Source organism: Acuticoccus sp., assembly GCF_965213555.1.
In the GTDB taxonomy this organism is placed as follows: Bacteria; Pseudomonadota; Alphaproteobacteria; order Rhizobiales; family Amorphaceae; genus Acuticoccus.
Genome location: NZ_OZ243890.1, coordinates 1,880,582 through 1,900,026 on the forward strand (window position 1 = coordinate 1,880,582; position 19,445 = coordinate 1,900,026).

General features: G+C 68.6%; 11 protein-coding genes and 2 pseudogenes. 8 read left to right on the forward strand and 5 right to left on the reverse strand.

Annotated features, from left to right (window positions below; genetic code table 11):
• Nucleotides 1-116 precede the first annotated feature (116 nt).
• The 3 genes and pseudogenes from ACOOE8_RS09035 to ACOOE8_RS09045 all read left to right on the forward strand — a co-directional run.
• Entirely contained in the window at nt 117-326 is a 210-nt protein-coding gene (locus ACOOE8_RS09035; RefSeq protein WP_420394480.1) for a hypothetical protein, read from the forward strand.
• Nucleotides 323-1,096 carry a hypothetical protein gene (locus tag ACOOE8_RS09040; RefSeq protein ID WP_420394481.1) on the forward strand — a complete coding sequence of 258 codons (774 nt, stop codon included), beginning with the start codon at nt 323-325 and terminating at the stop codon, nt 1,094-1,096. Before ACOOE8_RS09035 ends, ACOOE8_RS09040 begins: the two co-directional genes overlap by 4 nt.
• Nucleotides 1,097-1,388: 292 nt before the next feature.
• Nucleotides 1,389-1,675, forward strand: a pseudogene (locus tag ACOOE8_RS09045) (integrase core domain-containing protein); the annotation flags it as partial.
• A 132-nt stretch (nt 1,676-1,807) separates the two neighbouring features.
• Here ACOOE8_RS09045 and ACOOE8_RS09050 read toward each other — a convergent pair.
• Complete coding sequence (locus ACOOE8_RS09050; protein WP_420394482.1) at nt 1,808-3,082, reverse strand: Coenzyme F420 hydrogenase/dehydrogenase, beta subunit C-terminal domain; 1,275 nt, start codon at nt 3,080-3,082, stop codon at nt 1,808-1,810.
• Between the two features lie 152 nt (nt 3,083-3,234).
• Between ACOOE8_RS09050 and ACOOE8_RS09055 the strand changes: the two genes are divergently transcribed.
• Nucleotides 3,235-4,527, forward strand: a complete 1,293-nt coding sequence (locus ACOOE8_RS09055; protein ID WP_420394483.1) for a hypothetical protein — start codon at nt 3,235-3,237, stop codon at nt 4,525-4,527.
• Nucleotides 4,528-5,291: 764 nt separating this feature from the next.
• Here the strand turns inward: ACOOE8_RS09055 and ACOOE8_RS09060 are convergent.
• From ACOOE8_RS09060 to ACOOE8_RS09075, 4 genes and pseudogenes are all read right to left on the reverse strand, one after another.
• Nucleotides 5,292-6,096, reverse strand: a pseudogene (locus ACOOE8_RS09060) (integrase core domain-containing protein).
• Nucleotides 6,097-6,790: 694 nt separating this feature from the next.
• Nucleotides 6,791-8,188 carry an aminotransferase gene (locus ACOOE8_RS09065; RefSeq protein ID WP_420394484.1) on the reverse strand — a complete coding sequence of 466 codons (1,398 nt, stop codon included), beginning with the start codon at nt 8,186-8,188 and terminating at the stop codon, nt 6,791-6,793.
• Nucleotides 8,189-8,253: 65 nt separating this feature from the next.
• Entirely contained in the window at nt 8,254-10,077 is a 1,824-nt protein-coding gene (locus ACOOE8_RS09070) for a glycoside hydrolase family 15 protein (protein WP_420394485.1), read from the reverse strand.
• Nucleotides 10,077-10,883 carry a glucose 1-dehydrogenase gene (locus tag ACOOE8_RS09075; RefSeq protein WP_420394486.1) on the reverse strand — a complete coding sequence of 269 codons (807 nt, stop codon included), beginning with the start codon at nt 10,881-10,883 and terminating at the stop codon, nt 10,077-10,079. The genes ACOOE8_RS09070 and ACOOE8_RS09075 overlap by 1 nt, the downstream gene beginning before the upstream one ends.
• 183 nt (nt 10,884-11,066) lie before the next feature.
• Here ACOOE8_RS09075 and ACOOE8_RS09080 point away from each other — a divergent pair, with 183 nt between their 5' ends.
• From ACOOE8_RS09080 to glgB, 4 genes are all read left to right on the forward strand, one after another.
• Entirely contained in the window at nt 11,067-11,564 is a 498-nt protein-coding gene (locus ACOOE8_RS09080) for a hypothetical protein (RefSeq protein WP_420394487.1), read from the forward strand.
• A gap of 207 nt (nt 11,565-11,771) precedes the next feature.
• The gene (locus tag ACOOE8_RS09085; protein ID WP_420394488.1) at nt 11,772-13,829 is read left to right on the forward strand and encodes an alpha-1,4-glucan--maltose-1-phosphate maltosyltransferase; all 2,058 of its coding nucleotides are present in this window, start codon (nt 11,772-11,774) and stop codon (nt 13,827-13,829) included.
• Nucleotides 13,829-17,248 carry a maltose alpha-D-glucosyltransferase gene (gene treS / locus ACOOE8_RS09090; protein ID WP_420394489.1) on the forward strand — a complete coding sequence of 1,140 codons (3,420 nt, stop codon included), beginning with the start codon at nt 13,829-13,831 and terminating at the stop codon, nt 17,246-17,248. The genes ACOOE8_RS09085 and treS overlap by 1 nt, the downstream gene beginning before the upstream one ends.
• Entirely contained in the window at nt 17,241-19,442 is a 2,202-nt protein-coding gene (glgB, locus tag ACOOE8_RS09095; RefSeq protein WP_420394490.1) for a 1,4-alpha-glucan branching protein GlgB, read from the forward strand. The genes treS and glgB overlap by 8 nt, the downstream gene beginning before the upstream one ends.
• The last annotated feature ends 3 nt before the right edge of the window (nt 19,443-19,445 follow it).

Sequence of the window (19,445 nt, forward strand, 5' to 3'; positions counted from 1 at the left end):
CGCACCCTCGTGCCCAGCGATCCCAATCACCACACGTTCGATGGGGCGCCCGCGACGACGAGGGCCCCAGCGGGCTCGGCAACGGTCCTTCCTCGGGCAGCCAGGGGGGACTTTTCGTGGTCCGGCGCGGCGACGGGCGGAGTAGACCCGACGTCCAGCGCAAGAACCCCAAGTCCAACCTGACGGCTGTTGGCTTCGCGGGCTTGCGGAATGCGCGCGATGCTGCCACCAACACCGCGGACGAGTTCATGTTCGACTTCGGCAACGGGAGCCTGCTCGTGGAGGGGCTGACGGAGAGGGCGCTGCAGACCGACGTCCTGGTTTGACGCGGTTGGAGCGCGAGGACGCGCCGCGTCGGCTCGACCGTCTCGACGTCGTCGCGTACCGCTGGGGCACCAAGTACACCTCGCACGACGTCAACGTCCTGGCGGCGATGGTGGCGCGGCACCTCACGCTGCAGCACACCATGCACTGCGTCACCGATGACCCATCGGGGCTCGACGGGCGCATCGTTGCACACGAGCTGCCGGACGAGGGCGTCGAGGGGATCTGGCGCAAGCTCGGAACGTTCCGACGCGACTTTCTCGGCCTGGGCGGACGCCACGTGGTCTCCTTCGACCTCGACGTGGTCATCGTCGGAAGCCTCGACTTCCTCGCGGAGGAACCACAGATCGACCTTTGGATCGGTCGGAACTGGGCCCGCGCCGCGACGAGCTCGCGCGCGAGCGGGGCGGTGTACCGCCTGCGGGTCGGCGCTCTTGCGCACGTCTGGGAGCGCTTCATCGCCGATCCCGCGGCGGCGATCGAGGCCCATCACGGCAAGACGCGCCTCATCGGCGAGCAGAACTGGTTGCAGCATACGGTGGGCGAATTCGACTTCCTGCCGGACGGTAAGGTCGTATCCTTCAAGAAGCACTGCCACGCCCGCGCGCCTCGCCTTGCCGGCCTGTCCGCCGCCCGGTTCGGCATCGCCCGCCCGCCGGCCGGCGCTGCGGTGGTCTCCTTCCACGGCGACCCCATGCCGCGGGACGTCAGGGACGGACCCTGCGGCCCATGGCGACGCGCCCCCTTCGTCGCCGAGCACTGGCGCCTGTGACGTCCGACGCTTGGGCGCACCTGTCGTGCAGCAGTTCCGAAGCCGCCCCTCGGTCCGCGGGCTCGGCCGAGCAGGCTGCTGACGAAGTCGGCGGAGGCCGCCGTCGGATGGAGTTTGGCGTCGGGGTCGGTGGCGGACGCATGCGCCCTCCAGACTTCGAGATCCTCCTCGACGAGAAGGTTAACAGGTGCCGGGAGAAGGTGATGAAGGGGGTGTCCTCGCCAGGGATGGTCGGGGACATGTCGCGTCGGAGAGCGTCCCGCCGCGCATGTTCGCCATGCGCTTGCGCAAGCATGGCATCGAGCACCGCTTCACCAAGCCGAACCATCCAAGGACGAACGGTCAGGTCGAACGGATCAACCGCACGATCAAGGACGCCACCGTCAAACGCTTCCACTGCGACGGCCACGAGCAGCTCCGGCGACACCTCGCCGACTTCATCGCCGCCTACGACTACGGCCGCCGACCCAAGACCCTCAAGGGACTTACGCCCTACGAAGACATCTGCAAACGGTGGACAGACGAACCCCAACGCTTCACCATCAACCCGCTCCAGCACTGTCGGGACTAAATACCTAGGGCGGTTTGAAGTTAGGTGGAGCCACCTAACCCCAAGAAGACCGCTCTTGAACAAGGAGCTAGAGCATCTCATCCTGGGTCTAAGGAGACCCAGGATACTCTAGCCGACGATCCTGCCGACGCGCTGCCCCGTCAGAGCCTGCCGCGCACCACGCGCCGAACCGTCGCAAGGAACTCCTTGGCGTTCGCCAACGCTCCTGCCCTGCGCGCGTTGGTGGCAAGGTGGAAGCCGCGGTATTGAGGCACCGGCCGCAGGCATGCCCTCAGCCCAGCGAGGCGCGCGAGGGTCGCGCGACGCTTGCGCACCTGGCCAGGCTGCATCGGAGCGATCGAGCACACGTCGACGGGCCTTGCGATCAGCGTGCCCGCGGCGAGGGCGTCCCGCACGAGGTCCTCCCCGAGCGCCGTGCGGCTGACGACGAGGCTCACGCCCTCCGCCTCCTCGAACAGCGGGTAGCCGGCGTCGTCCGTCTCCCACGCGTCGGCGCATACGATGTCGGCGAAGCCTCCGGTGCCGTCCGGACAGATCTTGCAGCGCAGCTGCACGTCCTTGGACAGGATGCCGCCCCAGCTCTGCGCGTACGTCATCTGCCGGACCGTGCCGTCCTTCAGCTGGGCGCGGGCGTGTCCCGGCCACCCGTCCCCGCGGTAGCGGAACGAGGCGACGTCGCGCCCATCGATCCCCAGGTGCTCGAGGACGCGTCGGGCGGCGCGCTCGCTCGGCACACCAGCGCAAAAGAAGGAGATCGTGACCGGCACCTGCGCTGCCAGGCGCGGATCGTTCGCGCGCAGCGACTGCAGGGCGGCGACGTCGCATGGCTTGCCGACGAACGCGACCTTCCCCAGGCTAGCAAGCCGGTCACCGAGCCCGGCGAGCGGGGTCGACGGGGCATAACGCGAGCCGGCTGCGGCGTGGACTTCTTCGCCCCCGCTCGAGATCACGGTGACGTTGCCGAGCGCGTGGTCCGGGTCCGCGGCCGTCTGAAGTACGGCGTCGACCACGCCGCGCTGCAAAAGGTGCGTGACGATCGCGGAGAGCGCGCCGCCCGAGGAGGCGTGGCGACGCAGCGCCGGGTCGGCCGCGTGTCCCGTGCGCAGCGCTACGATGGGTCCCCACAGCGGATCGTCCGGCCGCCCCCGAGCGTCGAGCGTGAGGACGTTGCCGGGACAGGCCCGCGCGATCTGCGCCTCCTGTGCGGCATCGACGCTGCCGTGGACGCGGGGGCGCAGGAACCCGTCCGGGGACGGCGCCATCGCGATGGCGGCTGGCGCGATGGCCGCGCAGCCGCCGCATCCGCTGCACAGCTTGCCGCGCAGGACGGTGCTGACCGTCGGCGAGCCGAGGCCTGCAACGCGCGATCGCGCGCCGGCCTCGTCGTCGGGCGTGTCAGTTTGAAGCAAGGTCAAAGGGCAACCATGGTAAAGGGAGCCGCTGGGACCGGTCATGGCTTGACCGCTGCGCCAGCCTCCCGTCAGGTACGGCCGAGGACCTTTTCGCGCAAGGGGTTACCGCGCGAGTTCGCGCAAGGGGTTACCGCGCGAGGTTGCGATGGGATGACGTGAGCGCAAGGTTCGGAACAGCGCCAGCCGACCTCGAGGTGGCGGCCCCTGCTCGGGGGGAGCGGACACGGCTCGCGTGGCCGGTGCGCCTGTTCGTCGTGGCGATGTTCATCCCGTACCAGATCCAGCTCGGTCCGCTCCTCATGTCGGCACCGCGCTTCGTGCTCCTCGTCCTCTTCGTGCCGTTGATGGTGCGCTGGGTCGCTGGCGCGGCGGACGGCGTGCGGCGGGCCGACGTCGCCCTCCTCCTCATGTGCGTCTGGGTCGCCATCAGTCTTTGGGTGGTCCACGACCTTGCCTTCGCCGCCGAGCCGTCGGGCATCATGCTCGTCGAGACCATGGGGGCGTACCTCCTCGCTCGGGTCTACATCCGGGACGCGGCCGCCTTCGAGCGCATGGTGCGCTGGGTGTTCGGCTTCATCGTCATCCTGCTCCCCTTCGCGCTGATCGAGGCGCTCACCGCGCGCAACGTCCTCCTGGAGCTCGCCAACTCGGTGATGTTCTCCGTGGACGACGTCTACAAGGACCCGCGCTGGGGGCTCGACCGCGTGCAGGGACCGTTCGAGCATCCCATCCACTTCGGGGTCTTCACGGGCGCCTTCGTCGCGCTGGCGTACTACGTGCTCGGTTACGGCCGACCGTTGATGGGCAAGGCGTGGCGCGCTGGGATCGTGGTGCTGACCTCCTTCCTGTCGCTGTCGAGCGGCCCGCTGACCGCGGTCATCGCGCAGCTCATGGTCATCGGATGGGACAGGGCGCTCGCCGCGCTGCGCGGGCGATGGACGCTCCTTGCGGTCGGGGCCGTCGTCGCCGTGGTCCTCCTCGAGATCGCCTCGAACCGCTCGGTGCCGCACCTCTTCATCGATTACTTCTCATTCAACGCTCGCACCGCCTACAACAGGCTGCAGATCTGGGAGTTCGGCACCGCGAGCATAGCGAACTACCCCATGTTCGGCGTCGGCTTCAACGAGTGGGCGCGGCCGTCGTGGATGAGCGGCAGCATGGACATGTTCTGGCTGGTTCCCGCGGTGCAGAACGGCCTTCCCGCGGCGCTCCTGCTGCAGATCGCGGTCCTCTCGCTGTTCGTCCGCGTCGTGCGCCACAGGCCGCTGGACGACCGCGTCGAACAATACAAGATGGGCTTCCTCGTCTGCCTCTTCGGTTTGTACATGGTCGGGTGGACCGTGCACCTATGGAAGGTGATGTACGTCCTGTTCATGTTCCTGCTGGGGAGCGGCGCCTGGATCCTGAAGACGCCGTTGCGCGCCGGTCGCGAGCCGGGTCCGCGGTGAGTGCTCGCCGGTCGCCCCGCGGCCGACGCCACGTGCTCGATGCCCGCGGGTGGCACGGCCGAACACCTGTCCGAAGCCGGGCTGCAGGGCGAGGCTGCAGCGTTGCGCGGTCTCGGCGCTCGGCAGGATGGCCGTCGAGCAGCCGCCCGGCCGCATGGATGCGACACGTCGTCATTGAACGGTGCAGCGTAGCGCCGACAGCCGCGCAGGAGCATGGGCGAAGTGTGAGGCCAGAACACAGGCGAGCGGCGAGGTCGGCCAGATCGGTGGGTCGCTGCAGGGTCGCCTCATCGTAGTCGACCGACGTCAGCCGCATCCGTCGTAAGCGGGCTTCGCGGCCGTGGACGTCCCGCCCGCGCTTCAACAGCGGCTTGTAAAGGCGACGAGCGCCGTCGATGGACGGCGTGAAGGTTGCCTCACGACGCACAGCCTTGCTTTGCATGCCGAAGGGCAGGTGCTCAGGCAGCGGATCGCGACAGAGTTCCGCGTGCAGCGGTGAAAGGGCTAAGACGAGACCACGCCCATGATCGGTCAGCCTCGCGAGCAGCTGCAGCGGAATCACCGTGGCAAGAACCGCGCGCCAGGTCCGGTACCGCCAGCCAACGTCGGTGCCAACGCGTGGCAAGCAGATGTCCGCGTCCCACAAGTTGGGGCCGACCACGAGTCCCGTCGCCTCAAGGTCGATCCCTTCCACATCGCTCCGCTCGACCCGCAACGCCTCGATGGGCACAGCCGATAGGTGGACTTTTACCGCCCTAGGTGTTTCATCCCGGCATTGGCTGGAGCGGGTTGATGGTAAAGCGTTGGGGTTCGTCGGTCCACCGTTTGCAGATGTCTTCGTAGGGCGTAAGTCCCTTGAGGGTCTTGGGTCGGCGCCGTAGTCGTAGGCGGCGATGAAGTCGGCGAGGTGTCGCCGGAGCTGCTCGTGGCCGTCGTAGGGGAAGCGTTTGACGGTGGCGTCCTTGATCGTGCGGTTCATCCGTTCGACCTGACCGTTCGTCCATGGATGGTTCGGCTTGGTGAAGCGGTGCTCGATGCCATGCTCGCGGCAGCGCATGGCGATGTGGCGGTGTGGATCTCATACGGCACCGCTTCGACGAGAGCGACGAGGAAGGCCGATGCGGTGACGCGGCTGACCTTCTCCACGAGCTGGGCGAAGGCGAACTTCGACGTCCGGTCGATCGCCACCAGAGTTTCCTCTGCAAGGTTTGTCGCCATCGACATCAGGCAGTCGGAATATCCCGTGGCGCTGCAGGCAGCGATGAAGGGATGCGCGGGTGAGATGTGGCATCGTCGGCTGGAGAGCGTAGGGGCAGTCGTCGAGCGGGAGCACGGTGTGGCGACGGAAGGCGACGATGATCGCCTCGTCCTCATCGGACAGGACCGTTGACCTTAGCTCTTCCGGTCCCGTCGGCAGGTCGCTCACCGACGAGCGCTCCTTCCATTCGGCCACGGTCTTCCGGTTGATCCCGTAGCGCCTCGCGAGGGCCCTCAGCTCTCTTGACTAACTTGTCTTGCTCGACGGACCGCCTCTCTCGTCGTGGCGCTCCCGTGGAGAACCCGGCCCACAGCGCATCCTTCCATTCCGGCGAGAAGACTGCACCAGCAACACCCGGGATCAAACACCCTGAACATGCCGCGCCCACTCGCTGGCGCGCCGACGATGCAGCCGCGGTATCGGACGGGAGCGGAGCGGGTGTCCGACGAGTGGAACGGATGGCGGGCTCCTCGGTCACCCCATCGAGCAGGGCTTCAACCTTGTCGAGGCCAGCGGCGAAGCCACCGTGCGACGGTGCCGCGACGATGATCGCGGTTTGAGTGCGGTGCATCGCGGCGCTAGCGTCTTGATCGCTTGGCGAGAGTCGTCGGGGTCATGCGGCCTGGACGACCGTGCGCGGGCCGGCGCGGCCCGCGCGTCGCCTGTTGCACGCCGTAGGGGCCCCGGCGCGCGACCAGCATCGTCTGCGCGCTGACGCCGTTGGACCACACTTTCTCCGCAGGACCGGTTCCGCTGGACGCATTCGCGCTGCGGACGTCGCGAGCGGGTCGGGCCTAAGGTCGGATGGAACCTGGCACATGACATCTGCGGGCCGCGCTGCGGCGTCGTAGCGCCGTGCAGCGTCCCTGCGTCGGGCGCGACGCTCGGAAGCCTGCGACCTGCCTGCGCTGGCACCAGCGTCCGGCGGCAGTGAAGGGGGGGTGCGCCGGGCAGCGAGCGGGCGCGGCCCCCGCCGAGCCGGCGATCCGGCTCGATCCAGGCGCCTTACGCCGCTGCGGACGGGGCCATCAGGCCGCGCTTCGCGTCGATGGACGCAGCGATGACGTCGACGATCTCGTCGACCTCCTCGCGCGTGACGACGAGGGGCGGGGACAAGGCGAGCGCGTCGTTCACCATGGGACGCAGGATGACGCCGCGCGACAGCGCCTCGGCCGCCACCGCCTTGCCGACGCCCTGCGTCGCGATGAACGACGTCCTCGTCTCGCGCTCGGCGACGAGCTCGACCGCCGCGATCAGCCCGACCCCGCGGATCTCCCCCACCGCAGGGTCGTCCGCGAGCCTTGCCCGCAGCTTCTCCTGGAAGTAGGCGCCGACCTTCGCGGCGTTCGCCGTCAGCCCCTCGCGCTCCATGATGGCAAGGTTCGCGTTCGCGGCCGCGCAGGCGATGGGATGCGCGGTGTAGGTGTAACCGTGGCCGAACAGTCCGAGGTGCTCGGAGTGGTCGCGTATCGTCTCCCAGACCTCCTCGCTGATGAGGACCGCCGACAGCGGCTGGTAGCCCGAGGTGATGCCCTTGGCGACGGACACCATGTCGGGCTCGATGCCGAAGTGGTGCGAGCCGAAGGGCGTCCCCAGCCGGCCGAACCCGCAGATCACCTCGTCGACGATGAACAGGATGTCGTTGGCCTTGAGGACCCGCTGCACCTTCTCGAAGTAGCCGGTCGGCGGCACCACCACGCCGCCCGCGCCCATGATGGGCTCGGCGATGAAGGCGGCGATGGTCTCCGCACCCTCCCGGGCGATGGTCTCCTCGAGCTCGGCGACGAGCCTGTCGGTGAACGCCTCCTCGCTCTCCCCTTGCTCGGCCTCACGGTAGTGGTGCGGGCAGCGCAGGCGGACCACCTGGGGCAGCGGCAGGTCGAAGGCGTTGTGCACGGTCGGAAGGCCGGTCAGCGAGCCCGCCGCCACCGTCACCCCATGGTAGGCGCGGTCGCGGGCCAGGATCTTCTTCTTCTTCGGCCGGCCCTTCAGGTTGTTGTAGTACCAGACGAGCTTGACCTGGGTGTCGTTGGCGTCCGAGCCCGAGCAGCCGAACAGCACCCGCGCCATGGAGCCTGGCGCCATGCGCTTGACCGTGTCGGCGGTGAGGATCCCGGGTTCCGTGCTCATCGACGCGAAGCCGTGGTAGTACGGCAGCCGCTTGGCCTGCTCGTAGATCGCCTCGGCGATCTCCTGGCGCCCGTAGCCGACGTTGACGCACCACAGCCCGGCCAGCGCGTCGAGGTAGCTGCGCCCATGGTTGTCGGTGAGGCGCGAGCCGCGTCCCTCCACCATGATGCGCGGGCCCGTCGCGAGGTGGTCCTTCGGCGAGGTGAACGGGTGGAACACGTTCTCCCGGTCGAGGTCCTCGAGCGACTGGTTGTGCGCGGGGCTGAGATCCATGCCGAACGTCCTCAGGTAAGTCTGCACCGACAGTAGCATGAGGCGCCTGCAGCGCCACCCGCGGTTCAGAAGGGTTCACCGCCGTTCTTGGTCGCCCGATCGAGCGCGACGGCGGCGCTGATCATGGCGAGGTGGGACAGCGCCTGCGGCGTGTTGCCGAGGTGACGCCCGTCGTGGTCGACCTCCTCGGCGTAGAGGCCGACCGGGGAGGCGAGGGACAGCATGGTCTCAAAGTGCGCGCGGGCCTCCTCGACGCGGCGGGAGCGCGCCAGCACCTCGATGTACCAGAACGAGCAGGCCACGAACGCGCCCTCCCTCGACCCGTCGACGCCTTCGTCGACCGCGTCCGCCTCGTAGCGCCGCACCAGGCAGTCGGCGACGAGGCGCTCCTCGATCACCGCGAGGGTGGAGCGGAACCGGTCGCTGGTGGTGGGCACGAACTTCATCAGCGGCATGAGGAGCGCGGTGGCGTCGACGGCCGCTCCGTCGCGGACCTGCGTGTAGGCGCCGATGGCCTCGTTGAAGTAACGCGCCTCGATCTCCTCGGCGATCGCCTCCACCGTCTCGCGCCAGCGCGGCGCGGCCTCGAGGCCGGTCTTGTCCGACAGGCGCAGCGCGCGGTTGAGGCCCACCCATGACATCAGGCGCCCGTCGAGGAAGTGCTGCGGCTCGCCGCGCATCTCCCAGAACCCGGCGCCGGGCTTGTCCCAGTTCGCACAGACGGTGTCAGCGAGCCCGGAGACGGCGTCCCAGCTTCGCTCGGAGACCGGGCCGAGCGCGCCGTGCGCGAGGTAGAGCGTGTCGATCACCTCGCCGTAGGTGTCGATCTGGGACTGGTCGAACGCGGCGTTGCCGATGCGCACCGGGCGCGAGCCCTGGTACCCGGACAGGTGGTCGAGCTCGCGTTCGGCAAGGTCGGTGCTGCCGTCGACCCTGTACATGAGTTGGATCTCGCCGCGGGGCTCCTCCTCGATGCGGTCGCGGATCCAGCAACGGTAGTGCTCCGCCTCGTCCATGAAGCCGAGGCGCAGGAAGGCGTACACGGTGAAGGCGGAGTCGCGCGCCCAGCAGTAGCGGTAGTCCCAGTTGCGCGCCGCCCCGATCGCCTCGGGGAGGCCGAAGGAGGGTGCGGCGACCATGGCGCCGTGCCGGTTCGACACCATGAGCTTCAGCGCGAGCGCTGAGCGCATCACCGCCTCGCGCCACGGCCCGTCGTAGCCGGACAGCGTCGTCCAGCCCTGCCAGAAGCCGATGGTGGCCTCCAGCGCGGCGTCGACCTTGCCCTCGGTGAGGAGGTCGGTGGAGGCGTTGTCGCACACGAGGTTGACGACGAGGCGCTCGCCCTCGCGTAAGGAGGCGCGCACCACCGCCGCGTTGCCCTCCACGGAAAGCGGCCGGTCGGCGACGAGGCGCACGGGCATCGAGCCGCCGTCCTCGAAGATGACGTGTCCGTCCGCGGCGCGCGCGTGGGTCGGGCGGCGGGCGTAGTCGAAGGCCGGCTGGCACGTTGCGACCACCTCCGCCTCGCCCGCGACGCAGGTTGCAATGCGCACCATCTGGTTCGCCTCCGCCGGCGCGCCGACGGGCATGAAGTCGGTCACCTCGACCACGTTGCCGTGCGCCTCGTAGCGCGTCACGAGGACGTTGGTGTTGGGCAAGTAGCGCTGGTTGCCCCTCTCCGCGAAGGTCGGCCGCACGACGAACGCGCCGGCCGTCCGGTCGAGCGCCGCCGCGAAGACGGTGGGCGAGTCGAAATGGGGGTAGGAGAATAGCTCCACCGCCCCCGTGTCAGCCACGAGCGCGACGGTCTCAAGGTTGCCGATGGCGGCGAGGTCGCGGATGGCCGGGAACTTCTCCGCGACCGCGGGCTGGGAGAGACGAACATCCATCAGCCGTTGTCCCTGAACGCGGGGTAGAGCTCCATCCCGCCGTCGATCACCATGATGTGCCCGGTCATGTAGTCCGCCGCGTCCGAGGCCATCCACGCCACGGCCTCGCCGATGTCGTCCGCCTCGCCGATCCGGCCGTAGGGGATGAGTTCTAGCAGTGCCGCGGACTTCGTCTCGTCGGACCAGACGTCGCGGTTGATCGCGGTGGCGATGGCGCCCGGCGCGATGGCGTTGACGCGGATGCCCTCCGAGGCGAGCTCCTGCGCCGCCGTCTTGACGAGCATCGCGAGCCCGGCCTTGGCGACCGCGTAGTTCACGTGCCCCGCCCAGGGGATGACGTCGTGCACCGAGCTCATGGCGATGATCTTGCCGAGCGCGCGCGAGGAGCGTCGACCCTGCCGGCGGAACTGGCGCACCGCCTCTTGCATGGAGAGGAACGCGCCGGTCAGGTTGACCGCGAGGACCGCGTTCCAGTCCGCGAGCGTCAGGTCGGTGAAGGCGGCGTCCTTCTGGATGCCGGCGTTCGCCACCATGACGTCGACGGCGCCGAACGCCTCCACGGCGGCGGCCACCATCGCGCGGACCTCGTCCTCCCGGGAAACGTCGGCCTTCAGGGCGACGGCCCGCGCATCGAGGTCGCTGCACCGCCGGACGGTCTCCTCGGCGCCGTCCTCGTCGTGCGCGTAGTTGACGAGCACGGCCGCACCGCGCTGTGCCAGCGCGATCGCGCTCGCCTGTCCGATGCCGGACGAGGCGCCTGTGACCACGGCCACCTGTCCCTCGAGGAACCGTGTTGCATCCGTCATGACGGTGTGGTCTCCGATCGTCGTTCACCGCTCCCAGTGAGTCGGGCAGCGAACCCTTGCGTACGGGAGTAACAACGCGGCGCGCAGCTTTGTTGCCAGCGCGCCGCGGCGACGACCACGACGCGACAACCGCGCCGACCGACCTTGGGTCCACATCGGCGGCCTGACACGAAAGGGACGACCATGACCCTCGCAGCCGATCGCCCCGCGACGACCTCCTACCTCTCCGGCGGAACGCTCTTCGTCATGCTTTGGGCGGGTCTGCTCGCGACGATCGTGTTCGACTGGTACGGCCAATACCTGACGCCGGAGCTGGGGTTCGCGCGCCTCGCGCCCGAGCCGCTGGCGACGCAGACGCTCCAGACCCTGTTCGGTGCCTTCGACGGGGACGCCGCCGGCGGCACCGCGCTGCACTGGATAACGGGGATCGTGTTCTATCCGGTCGGCTATGCGCTGATCGCGCTTCCCATCGCGCGGGCGATCGTGCCAGGGATAAGTTGGCTGGTCGTGGCGATCGTCTATGGCGTGGTCCTTTGGGCCTTCGCGCTCTACGTCATGGCCCATCTCATCAATGGCAACCCGCCGTTCCTCGGCTTCACGGGAATCACCTGGGTGGCGCTCATCGGGCACGTGATCTTCGCCATCGTGCTCGGCTCCATCCTGGCGCCCAGGACCGACTGACGGGGGACCCACATCAGGGCCGCCTCCTGGGGCGGATGATCAATGACGCGACCCACCGACGAAGGGCGCCGGCGCGGCCGGCTGCGGTTCTGGCGGCGCGACGGGCAGGGGACCCCAGCGGCGCGCCGCCAGCCCGCAATCGAACACACCGAACGGCTCGATCGTCCGATGACGGACCGAGGAGCGCCGACGAACGTCGAGGATCCAATGACCGACGCGACACTTGCCACGTCCGCCCCCACCATCCAGCCGCGCGTCGCCGTCGACAGCGTGCCGGAGGCGACCGACCGCGACATCGAGGCAATCGCTGCCAACCGCGTCGCCATCGAGGGCATCGATCCGGAGATCGACGGCGGCCGTTTCCCGGCCAAGACCGTCGCCGGACAGCCCTTCGTCGTGGAGGCCGACGTGTTCGGCGACGGCCACGAGAAGGTCGATGGCGCGATCCTGTGGCGGCCCCTTGGCGTCGACAACTGGGAGGAGGCGCCGCTGCGCCTCGTGGTCAACGACCGCTGGCGCGGGCACTTCACGCCGACGGAAAACGCGCGCCACGAGTACACCATCATCGCTTGGCGCGACGCGTGGGAGACGTGGCGCTCCGAGGTCGCGAAGAAGCACAACGCGGGCGTCCCCATCACGCTGGAGCTCGAGGAGGGCACCCGCCTCGTCGCTGCCTCGGTGGGCGCCGGCCGCGGCACGCACGACGATCAGGCTGCGCTCCGGGACCTCGCCAAGCGCATGCAAGGCGCGTCCGAGGGCGACCGCTTCGCCGTCCTCATGACCGAGGACACGGCCGCCCTCATGCGGCGTGCAGGGCACCGCGCCAACCTGTCGCGCTACGACCGCGTGCTGCCGCTCACCGTCGACCGGCCCGCTGCCGCGTTCTCCGCCTGGTACGAGGTGATGCCGCGCTCCATGTCGAACGACGTCAACCGGCACGGCACCTTCGACGACGTGATCACGCGGCTGCCCTACGTCCAGGGCCTCGGCTTCGACGTGCTGTACTTCACGCCGATCCACCCCATCGGCAAGACGAACCGCAAGGGCCGCAACAACTCGCTGAAGGCCGAGGAGGGCGACGTCGGCTCGCCCTACGCCATCGGCTCGTCCGAGGGTGGGCACGACGCGATCCACCCCGAGCTCGGCACCTTCGAGGACTTCCGCCGGCTCATCGCCGCGGCGCGCGAGCACGGCCTCGAGATCGCGCTCGACTACGCGGTGCAGTGCTCCCCCGACCACCCGTGGATCAAGGAGCACGCGGACTGGTTCGAGTGGCGGCCCGACGGCTCCATCAGGTTCGCCGAGAACCCGCCGAAGAAGTACGAGGACATCGTCAACGTCCGCTTCTACGACGGCGACCGTCCGCTGCCGGACCTCTGGCGTGCCCAGCTTGGCATCTTCCTGTTCTGGATCGACCAGGGCGTGAAGATCTTCCGCGTCGACAACCCGCATACCAAGGCTTTCCCGTTCTGGGAGTGGATGATCGCCGAGGTACAGCGCGACCACCCCGACGTGATCTTCCTGTCGGAGGCGTTCACCAGGCCGAAGGTCATGCACCGCCTCGCCAAGCTGGGGTTCACCCAGTCATACTCGTACTTCACGTGGCGCAACACGAAGTTTGAGTTGACCGAGTACATGACGGAGCTGACGACGACGGTGAAGAAGGACACCATGCGGGTGAACTTCTTCGTCAACACGCCGGACATCAACCCGGTTTACCTGCAGACCTCAGGACGCCCTGGGTTCCAAGTCCGCCTGGTCCTCGCGGCGTCGCTTGCCGGGAACTACGGCGTCTACAACGGCTACGAGCTGTGCGAGGGGACGCCGGTCCCGGGCAAGGAGGAGTACTTCAACTCCGAGAAGTACGAGCTGAAGGCCTGGGACTGGGACCGGCCGGGGCACATCCGCCAGGACGTCGCCCTGATGAACCAGCTGCGGCGGACGCACCCTGCGCTGCAGGAGTTCGCCAACCTGGCCTTCTACAACATGTATAACGACAACATCCTGTACTACGGCAAGCGCACGGCGGACCTGTCGTCCTTCCTGCTGTTCGCCGTCAACCTCGACCCGCACACCGGCCAGGGCGCCAACTTCGAGGTCCCGCTATGGGAGTTCGGGCTGCCCGACGACGCGTCGATCGCGGTCACCGACCTCGTCGCGGACTACGACTTCACCTGGAACGGCAAGATCCAACACGTGTACATCGATCCCCACCAGCGGCCCTACTTCATCTGGCGGCTGCATTCTCCGTCGGCCCAGCGCTGATGGACGCCGTCGCCCCCATCAGCGAGGCCGAGGTCGCCGAGCCGGTGTCCCAGAAGGACGGCCTCATCGATCGCTCCGTCACCGACTGGTACAAGGACGCGATCATCTACCAGCTTCACATCAAGGCGTTCTACGACGCCGACAACAACGGCTACGGAGACTTCCGCGGCCTGATGGAGAAGCTCGACTACGTCCATGCGCTCGGGGTAACGGCGATCTGGCTGCTGCCGTTCTACCCGTCGCCGCTGCGCGACGACGGGTACGACATCGCGGATTATCGCGGGGTCAACCCGCAGTACGGCGACGTCGAGGCGTTCGCCGTTTTCGTGCGCGAGGCGCACGCGCGCGGCCTGCGCGTCATCACCGAGCTCGTCATCAACCACACGTCGGACCAGCATCCGTGGTTCCAAGCGGCCCGGCGCGCCCCCAAGGGCTCGCCGGAGCGGGACTACTACGTGTGGTCCGACACCGACGAGAAGTACGAGCTCACGCGCATCATCTTCCTCGACACGGAGAAGTCCAACTGGACGTGGGACCCCGTCGCCGAGCAGTACTTCTGGCACAGGTTCTACTCGCACCAGCCCGACCTCAACTTCGACAACCCGAAGGTGATGGAGGAGGTGCTGTCGGTGATGAACCAGTGGCTGGACACGGGCGTCGACGGGCTGCGGCTCGACGCGATCCCCTACCTCGTCGAGCGCGACGGCACCAACAACGAGAACCTGCCGGAGACCCACGAGGTCCTGAAGGAGATCCGCCGGGCCCTCGACGCGCGCTACACCGACAGGATGCTGCTCGCGGAGGCCAACCAGTGGCCCGAGGACACGCGACCCTACTTCGGCGAGGGCGACGAGTGCCACATGGGCTTCCACTTCCCGCTGATGCCGCGCATGTACATGGCGCTGGCCCAGGAGGACCGGCACCCGATCACCGACATCATCCGCCAGACCCCGGAGATCCCGGAGGACTGCCAGTGGGCGATCTTCCTCAGGAACCACGACGAGCTGACGCTCGAGATGGTCACCGCGGAGGAGCGGGACTACCTGTGGCGGACCTATGCGGCGGACGCGCGGGCGCGCATCAACCTCGGCATCCGCCGCCGCCTCGCGCCGCTCTTGCAGAACGACCGGCGCAAGATCGAGCTGATGAACGCGTTCCTGCTGTCGATGCCGGGCACGCCGGTGCTGTACTACGGCGACGAGATCGGCATGGGCGACAACTACTACCTCGGCGACCGCGACGGGGTGCGGACGCCGATGCAGTGGTCGGCCGACCGCAACGGCGGCTTCTCGCGCGCGAACCCGCAGCAGCTCTACCTGCCGCCGGTCATGGACCCGGTCTACGGCTACCAGGCGATCAACGTCGAGGCGCAGGAGAACGACCCGTCCTCGCTGCTCAACTGGATGCGCCGCATCATCCTGGTGCGCAAGCAGCACCCCGCGTTCGGCCGCGGCACCATCGGCTTCCTCTACCCGAAGAATCGCAAGGTCATCGCGTACCTGCGGGAGTGGCGCGACGAGGTGATCCTGTGCGTCGCCAACCTGTCACGCACGGCGCAGGCGGTGGAGCTCGACCTTTCGACGCATCGCGGCAAGGTTCCCATCGAGCTCACCGGGCGAACGCCGTTTCCGCCGGTCGGCGATCTGCCCTACATGCTGACGCTTCCCGCGTTCGGCTTCTTCTGGTTCGCGCTGGCGGGCTCTGAGGAGGCGCCCAACTGGCATGATCCCTTGCCCGAGCCGTTGCCCGACTTCGTGACCTTGACGACCCGCGTCGGCCGCATCGACGACGCGCTGACGGGGCGCGAGCGCTCGCAGCTCGAGCAGAACACGTTGCCGGCGTTCCTGCCGCTGCAGCGCTGGTTCGCGGCGAAGGACGAGCGGATCCGCTCCGTGCAGCTCGAGCCCCTCGCGATGCTCGACACGGACGGGACGTTCGCGCTCGCAGCCTTCAGCGTGGACGTGCCGTCGGGGAGGCAACGCTACTTCGCGCCGCTCGCGGTGCGGTGGGGCGAGGACAACTTGCGCACCGGCGCGCCGAAGTTGTCCTACACCCTCGCCAAGGTGCGCTCCGGCCCCAAGGTCGGCGCGCTCATCGACGGCACCTACGACGAGACGCTGGCCGGGCAGCTCATCGACTTCATGCGGCGCGGCGAGGCACGCACGTTCGGCAGCAACACCGTGACGTTCCGCGGGTCGACCCTCCTCGACGAGTTGGGCGAGCTCAACGCGCCACGGCCGCTCGGTGTCGAGCAGTCGAACGTGTCCATCGTGTTCGGCGACCAGGTCATCATGAAGATCTACCGCCGGCTGCGCGAGGGGGAGCAGCCCGACGTCGAGATCGCCCGCCACCTCACCGAGGTCGCGCGCTACGAGCACACGCCGGCGTTGATGGGCACGATGACGCTGGAGGGCGCTGCGGGGACGGCCGTGCTCGCCGCGGTGTTCAACTTCGTGCCGAACCAGGGCGACGCGTGGGGCGCCGTCCTCGACGCGCTCGAGCGCTACCTCGAGGGCGCCGACATGATCGAGGCGGAGACGGGGCACGAGGGGGCGGCCGCCCCGGTCCTCACCTTCCCCCTCGACATCGGCACGCTGGCCGGTCGGCGCACCGCGGAGCTCCACCTCGCGCTCATGGCCGACGGCTCCACCGAGGCGTTCCGCCCCGAGCCGATCACCGAGGCGGACCTTGCTCGCTGGGCGGACGATGCGACCCGCGAGGCGGACGCGCTGTTCGAGAGGCTCGCCGCGCGTCGCACGAGCCTCGCCGAGGATGTCGCCGCGGACGCCGAGGCGCTGATCGCCAAGCGCGACCAGCTTGCAGCGCGCTTTGCCGCAGTGCGCTCGTCCGCGCCGTCGGGAACCAAGACGCGGATCCACGGCGACTATCACCTTGGCCAGGTCCTCGTGAGCCAGGGCGACCTCGTGATCATCGACTTCGAGGGCGAGCCGAGCCGTCCGCTCGACGAGCGGCGGCAGAAGTCCTCGCCGCTGCGCGACGCCGCGGGCATGCTGCGCTCCTTCGACTACGCCGCCGCGATGGCGCTCGCGCGCTGGCGCGACACGCACGAGGTCAACGCGGAGGATGCCCGTTCCAAGGCGCTGGCGTGGCGCGACGGCACCCGGCGGGACTTCATCGCGGCGTACCTCACGACCCTCGGCGACAAGGCGCCGGATGCGGCCTTGACGGCCGCGCTCCTCGACCTCTTTACGCTGCAGAAGGCGATCTACGAGGTCGGCTACGAGCTCGCGAACCGACCCACGTGGGTGCGCATCCCCCTCAATGGCGTGCTGGACGTCCTCGCCGACGAGCGGGGCGTGACCGCGTGGGCCGACGCGACGCCCTCGTCCGAGGCCGTCACCACGGCTGCGCCGGCCCCTGCACGCGATGCCAACGAACCGGAGACCCCCCATGGGTGAGACGCGCTTGCGCGACGACCTACTGCCCGCCGCAGCCGAGGCGATCGTCACCGGCCGTCACTCCGACCCCTTCTCGGTCCTCGGCATGCACCGCTGGCAGACCGAGGACCAGCGCCTCACGGTGCGCGCCTTCGCGCCCCAAGCCGAGCGCGTCGCCCTCACCGACGCGGGCGGCCGCACCATCGTGTCCATGGAGCGCGTCCACCCCGACGGGCTGTTCAGCGTCGTCGTGGAGGAGGCGCCGTTCGAGTATCGCCTTGCGATGCGCGCCGGGAAGCACGAATGGGTGACGGACGACCCCTACCGCTTCGACACCGTGCTCGGAGAGCTCGACGTGCACCTCATCGCCGAGGGACGGCACCGTCGGCTGTACGAGCGGCTCGGCGCGCACCCGGCCGAGATGCATGGCACGCACGGCGTCTACTTCGCCGTGTGGGCGCCCAACGCCAAGCGTGTCTCCGTGGTCGGTGACTTCAACGGCTGGGACGGACGGCGCCACGTCATGCGCCGCCGTCCCGAGGCGGGCGTGTGGGAGATGTTCGTCCCCGACCTCACCCGCGGGCTGTACTACAAGTACGAGATCGTCGGCGCCCACGGGAACGTGCTGCCGCTCAAGATGGACCCCGTGGCGTTCGCGACGGAGGTGCCGCCCGACACCTCCTCGGTGATCCACGGCCTCGTGGAGCACGATTGGCAGGACGGCGCATGGATGAGCCGGCGGACCGCAGCCAACGACCGGTCCGCACCCATCTCGATCTACGAGGTGCACCTCGGCTCCTGGCGTCGCGGCGACGGCAACGCGCACCTGTCCTACGACGCGCTCGCCGACGCGCTGATCCCCTACGTCAAGGACCTCGGCTTCACCCACCTCGAGCTGATGCCGGTCTCGGAGCATCCGTTCGCCGGCTCCTGGGGCTACCAGCCCATCGGGCTCTACGCGCCGACCTCGCGCTTCGGCGCGCCTGAGGGCTTCGCCCGCTTCGTCGACCGCGCCCACCAGGAGGGGCTCGGCGTCATCATCGACTGGGTCCCGGCGCACTTCCCCTCGGACGCGCATGGCCTCGGCAACTTCGACGGCACGGCGCTCTACGAGCACGCCGACCCGCGCGAAGGATTCCACAAGGACTGGAACACGCTGATCTACAACCTCGGCCGCAACGAGGTGGCGAACTTCCTCGAGGCGAACGGCCTGTTCTGGCTCGACCGCTACCATGTCGACGGCCTCAGGGTGGATGCCGTGGCGTCGATGCTCTACCGGGACTACTCCCGCGCCCACGACGAGTGGGTGCCCAACATCCACGGCGGCCGCGAGAACCTCGAGGCCATCGAGTTCCTAAGCTCGCTGAACGATCGCGTCGCCGAGCGCAGCGACGGCGCGCTGACCGCCGCAGAGGAGTCCACCGCCTTCCCGAAGGTGTCGCGCCCAACGTCGGACGGCGGCCTAGGTTTCAACTTCAAGTGGAACATGGGCTGGATGCACGACACGCTGCATTACATGCAGGAGGACCCGGTCTACCGGCGTTGGCACCACGACAACATCACCTTCGGCCTGCACTACGCGTTCTCCGAGGACTTCATCCTGCCGCTCAGCCACGACGAGGTCGTCTACGGCAAGGGCTCGATGATCGGTAAGATGCCGGGCGACCGCTGGCAGAAGTTCGCCAACCTTCGGGCGTACTATGCCTTCATGTGGACTCACCCGGGCAAGAAGCTCCTGTTCATGGGGGGCGAGTTCGCCCAGGAGCGGGAGTGGAACCACGATCAGGGCCTCGACTGGCACCTCCTCGTCGATCCGATGCACAAGGGCGTGCAGTCCCTCATTCGCGACCTCAACACGCTGTACAAGACCACCGGCGCGCTGCACCAGCGGGACTGCGATCCGGAGGGCTTCGAGTGGATCGACGCCTCGGACTCGGTTTCGTCAGTGTTCTCCTACACGCGCACCGGGCTGGACGGGTCGTCCGTGGTGGTCGTGCTGAACTTCACGCCGACCGTGCGTTACAACTACAGGGTCGGCTTCCCCCACGGCGGGCGATGGCGGGAGGCGATGAACACGGATTCCTCGGTCTACGGCGGCTCGAACGTCGGCAACGGCGGCACCGTCGAGGTCGTTGAGCAACCCTTCCATGGACGGCAGCACTCCGCTGAGCTGACGCTGCCGCCACTCGGCGCGCTCGTCTTCGTACCCCACTGAGGT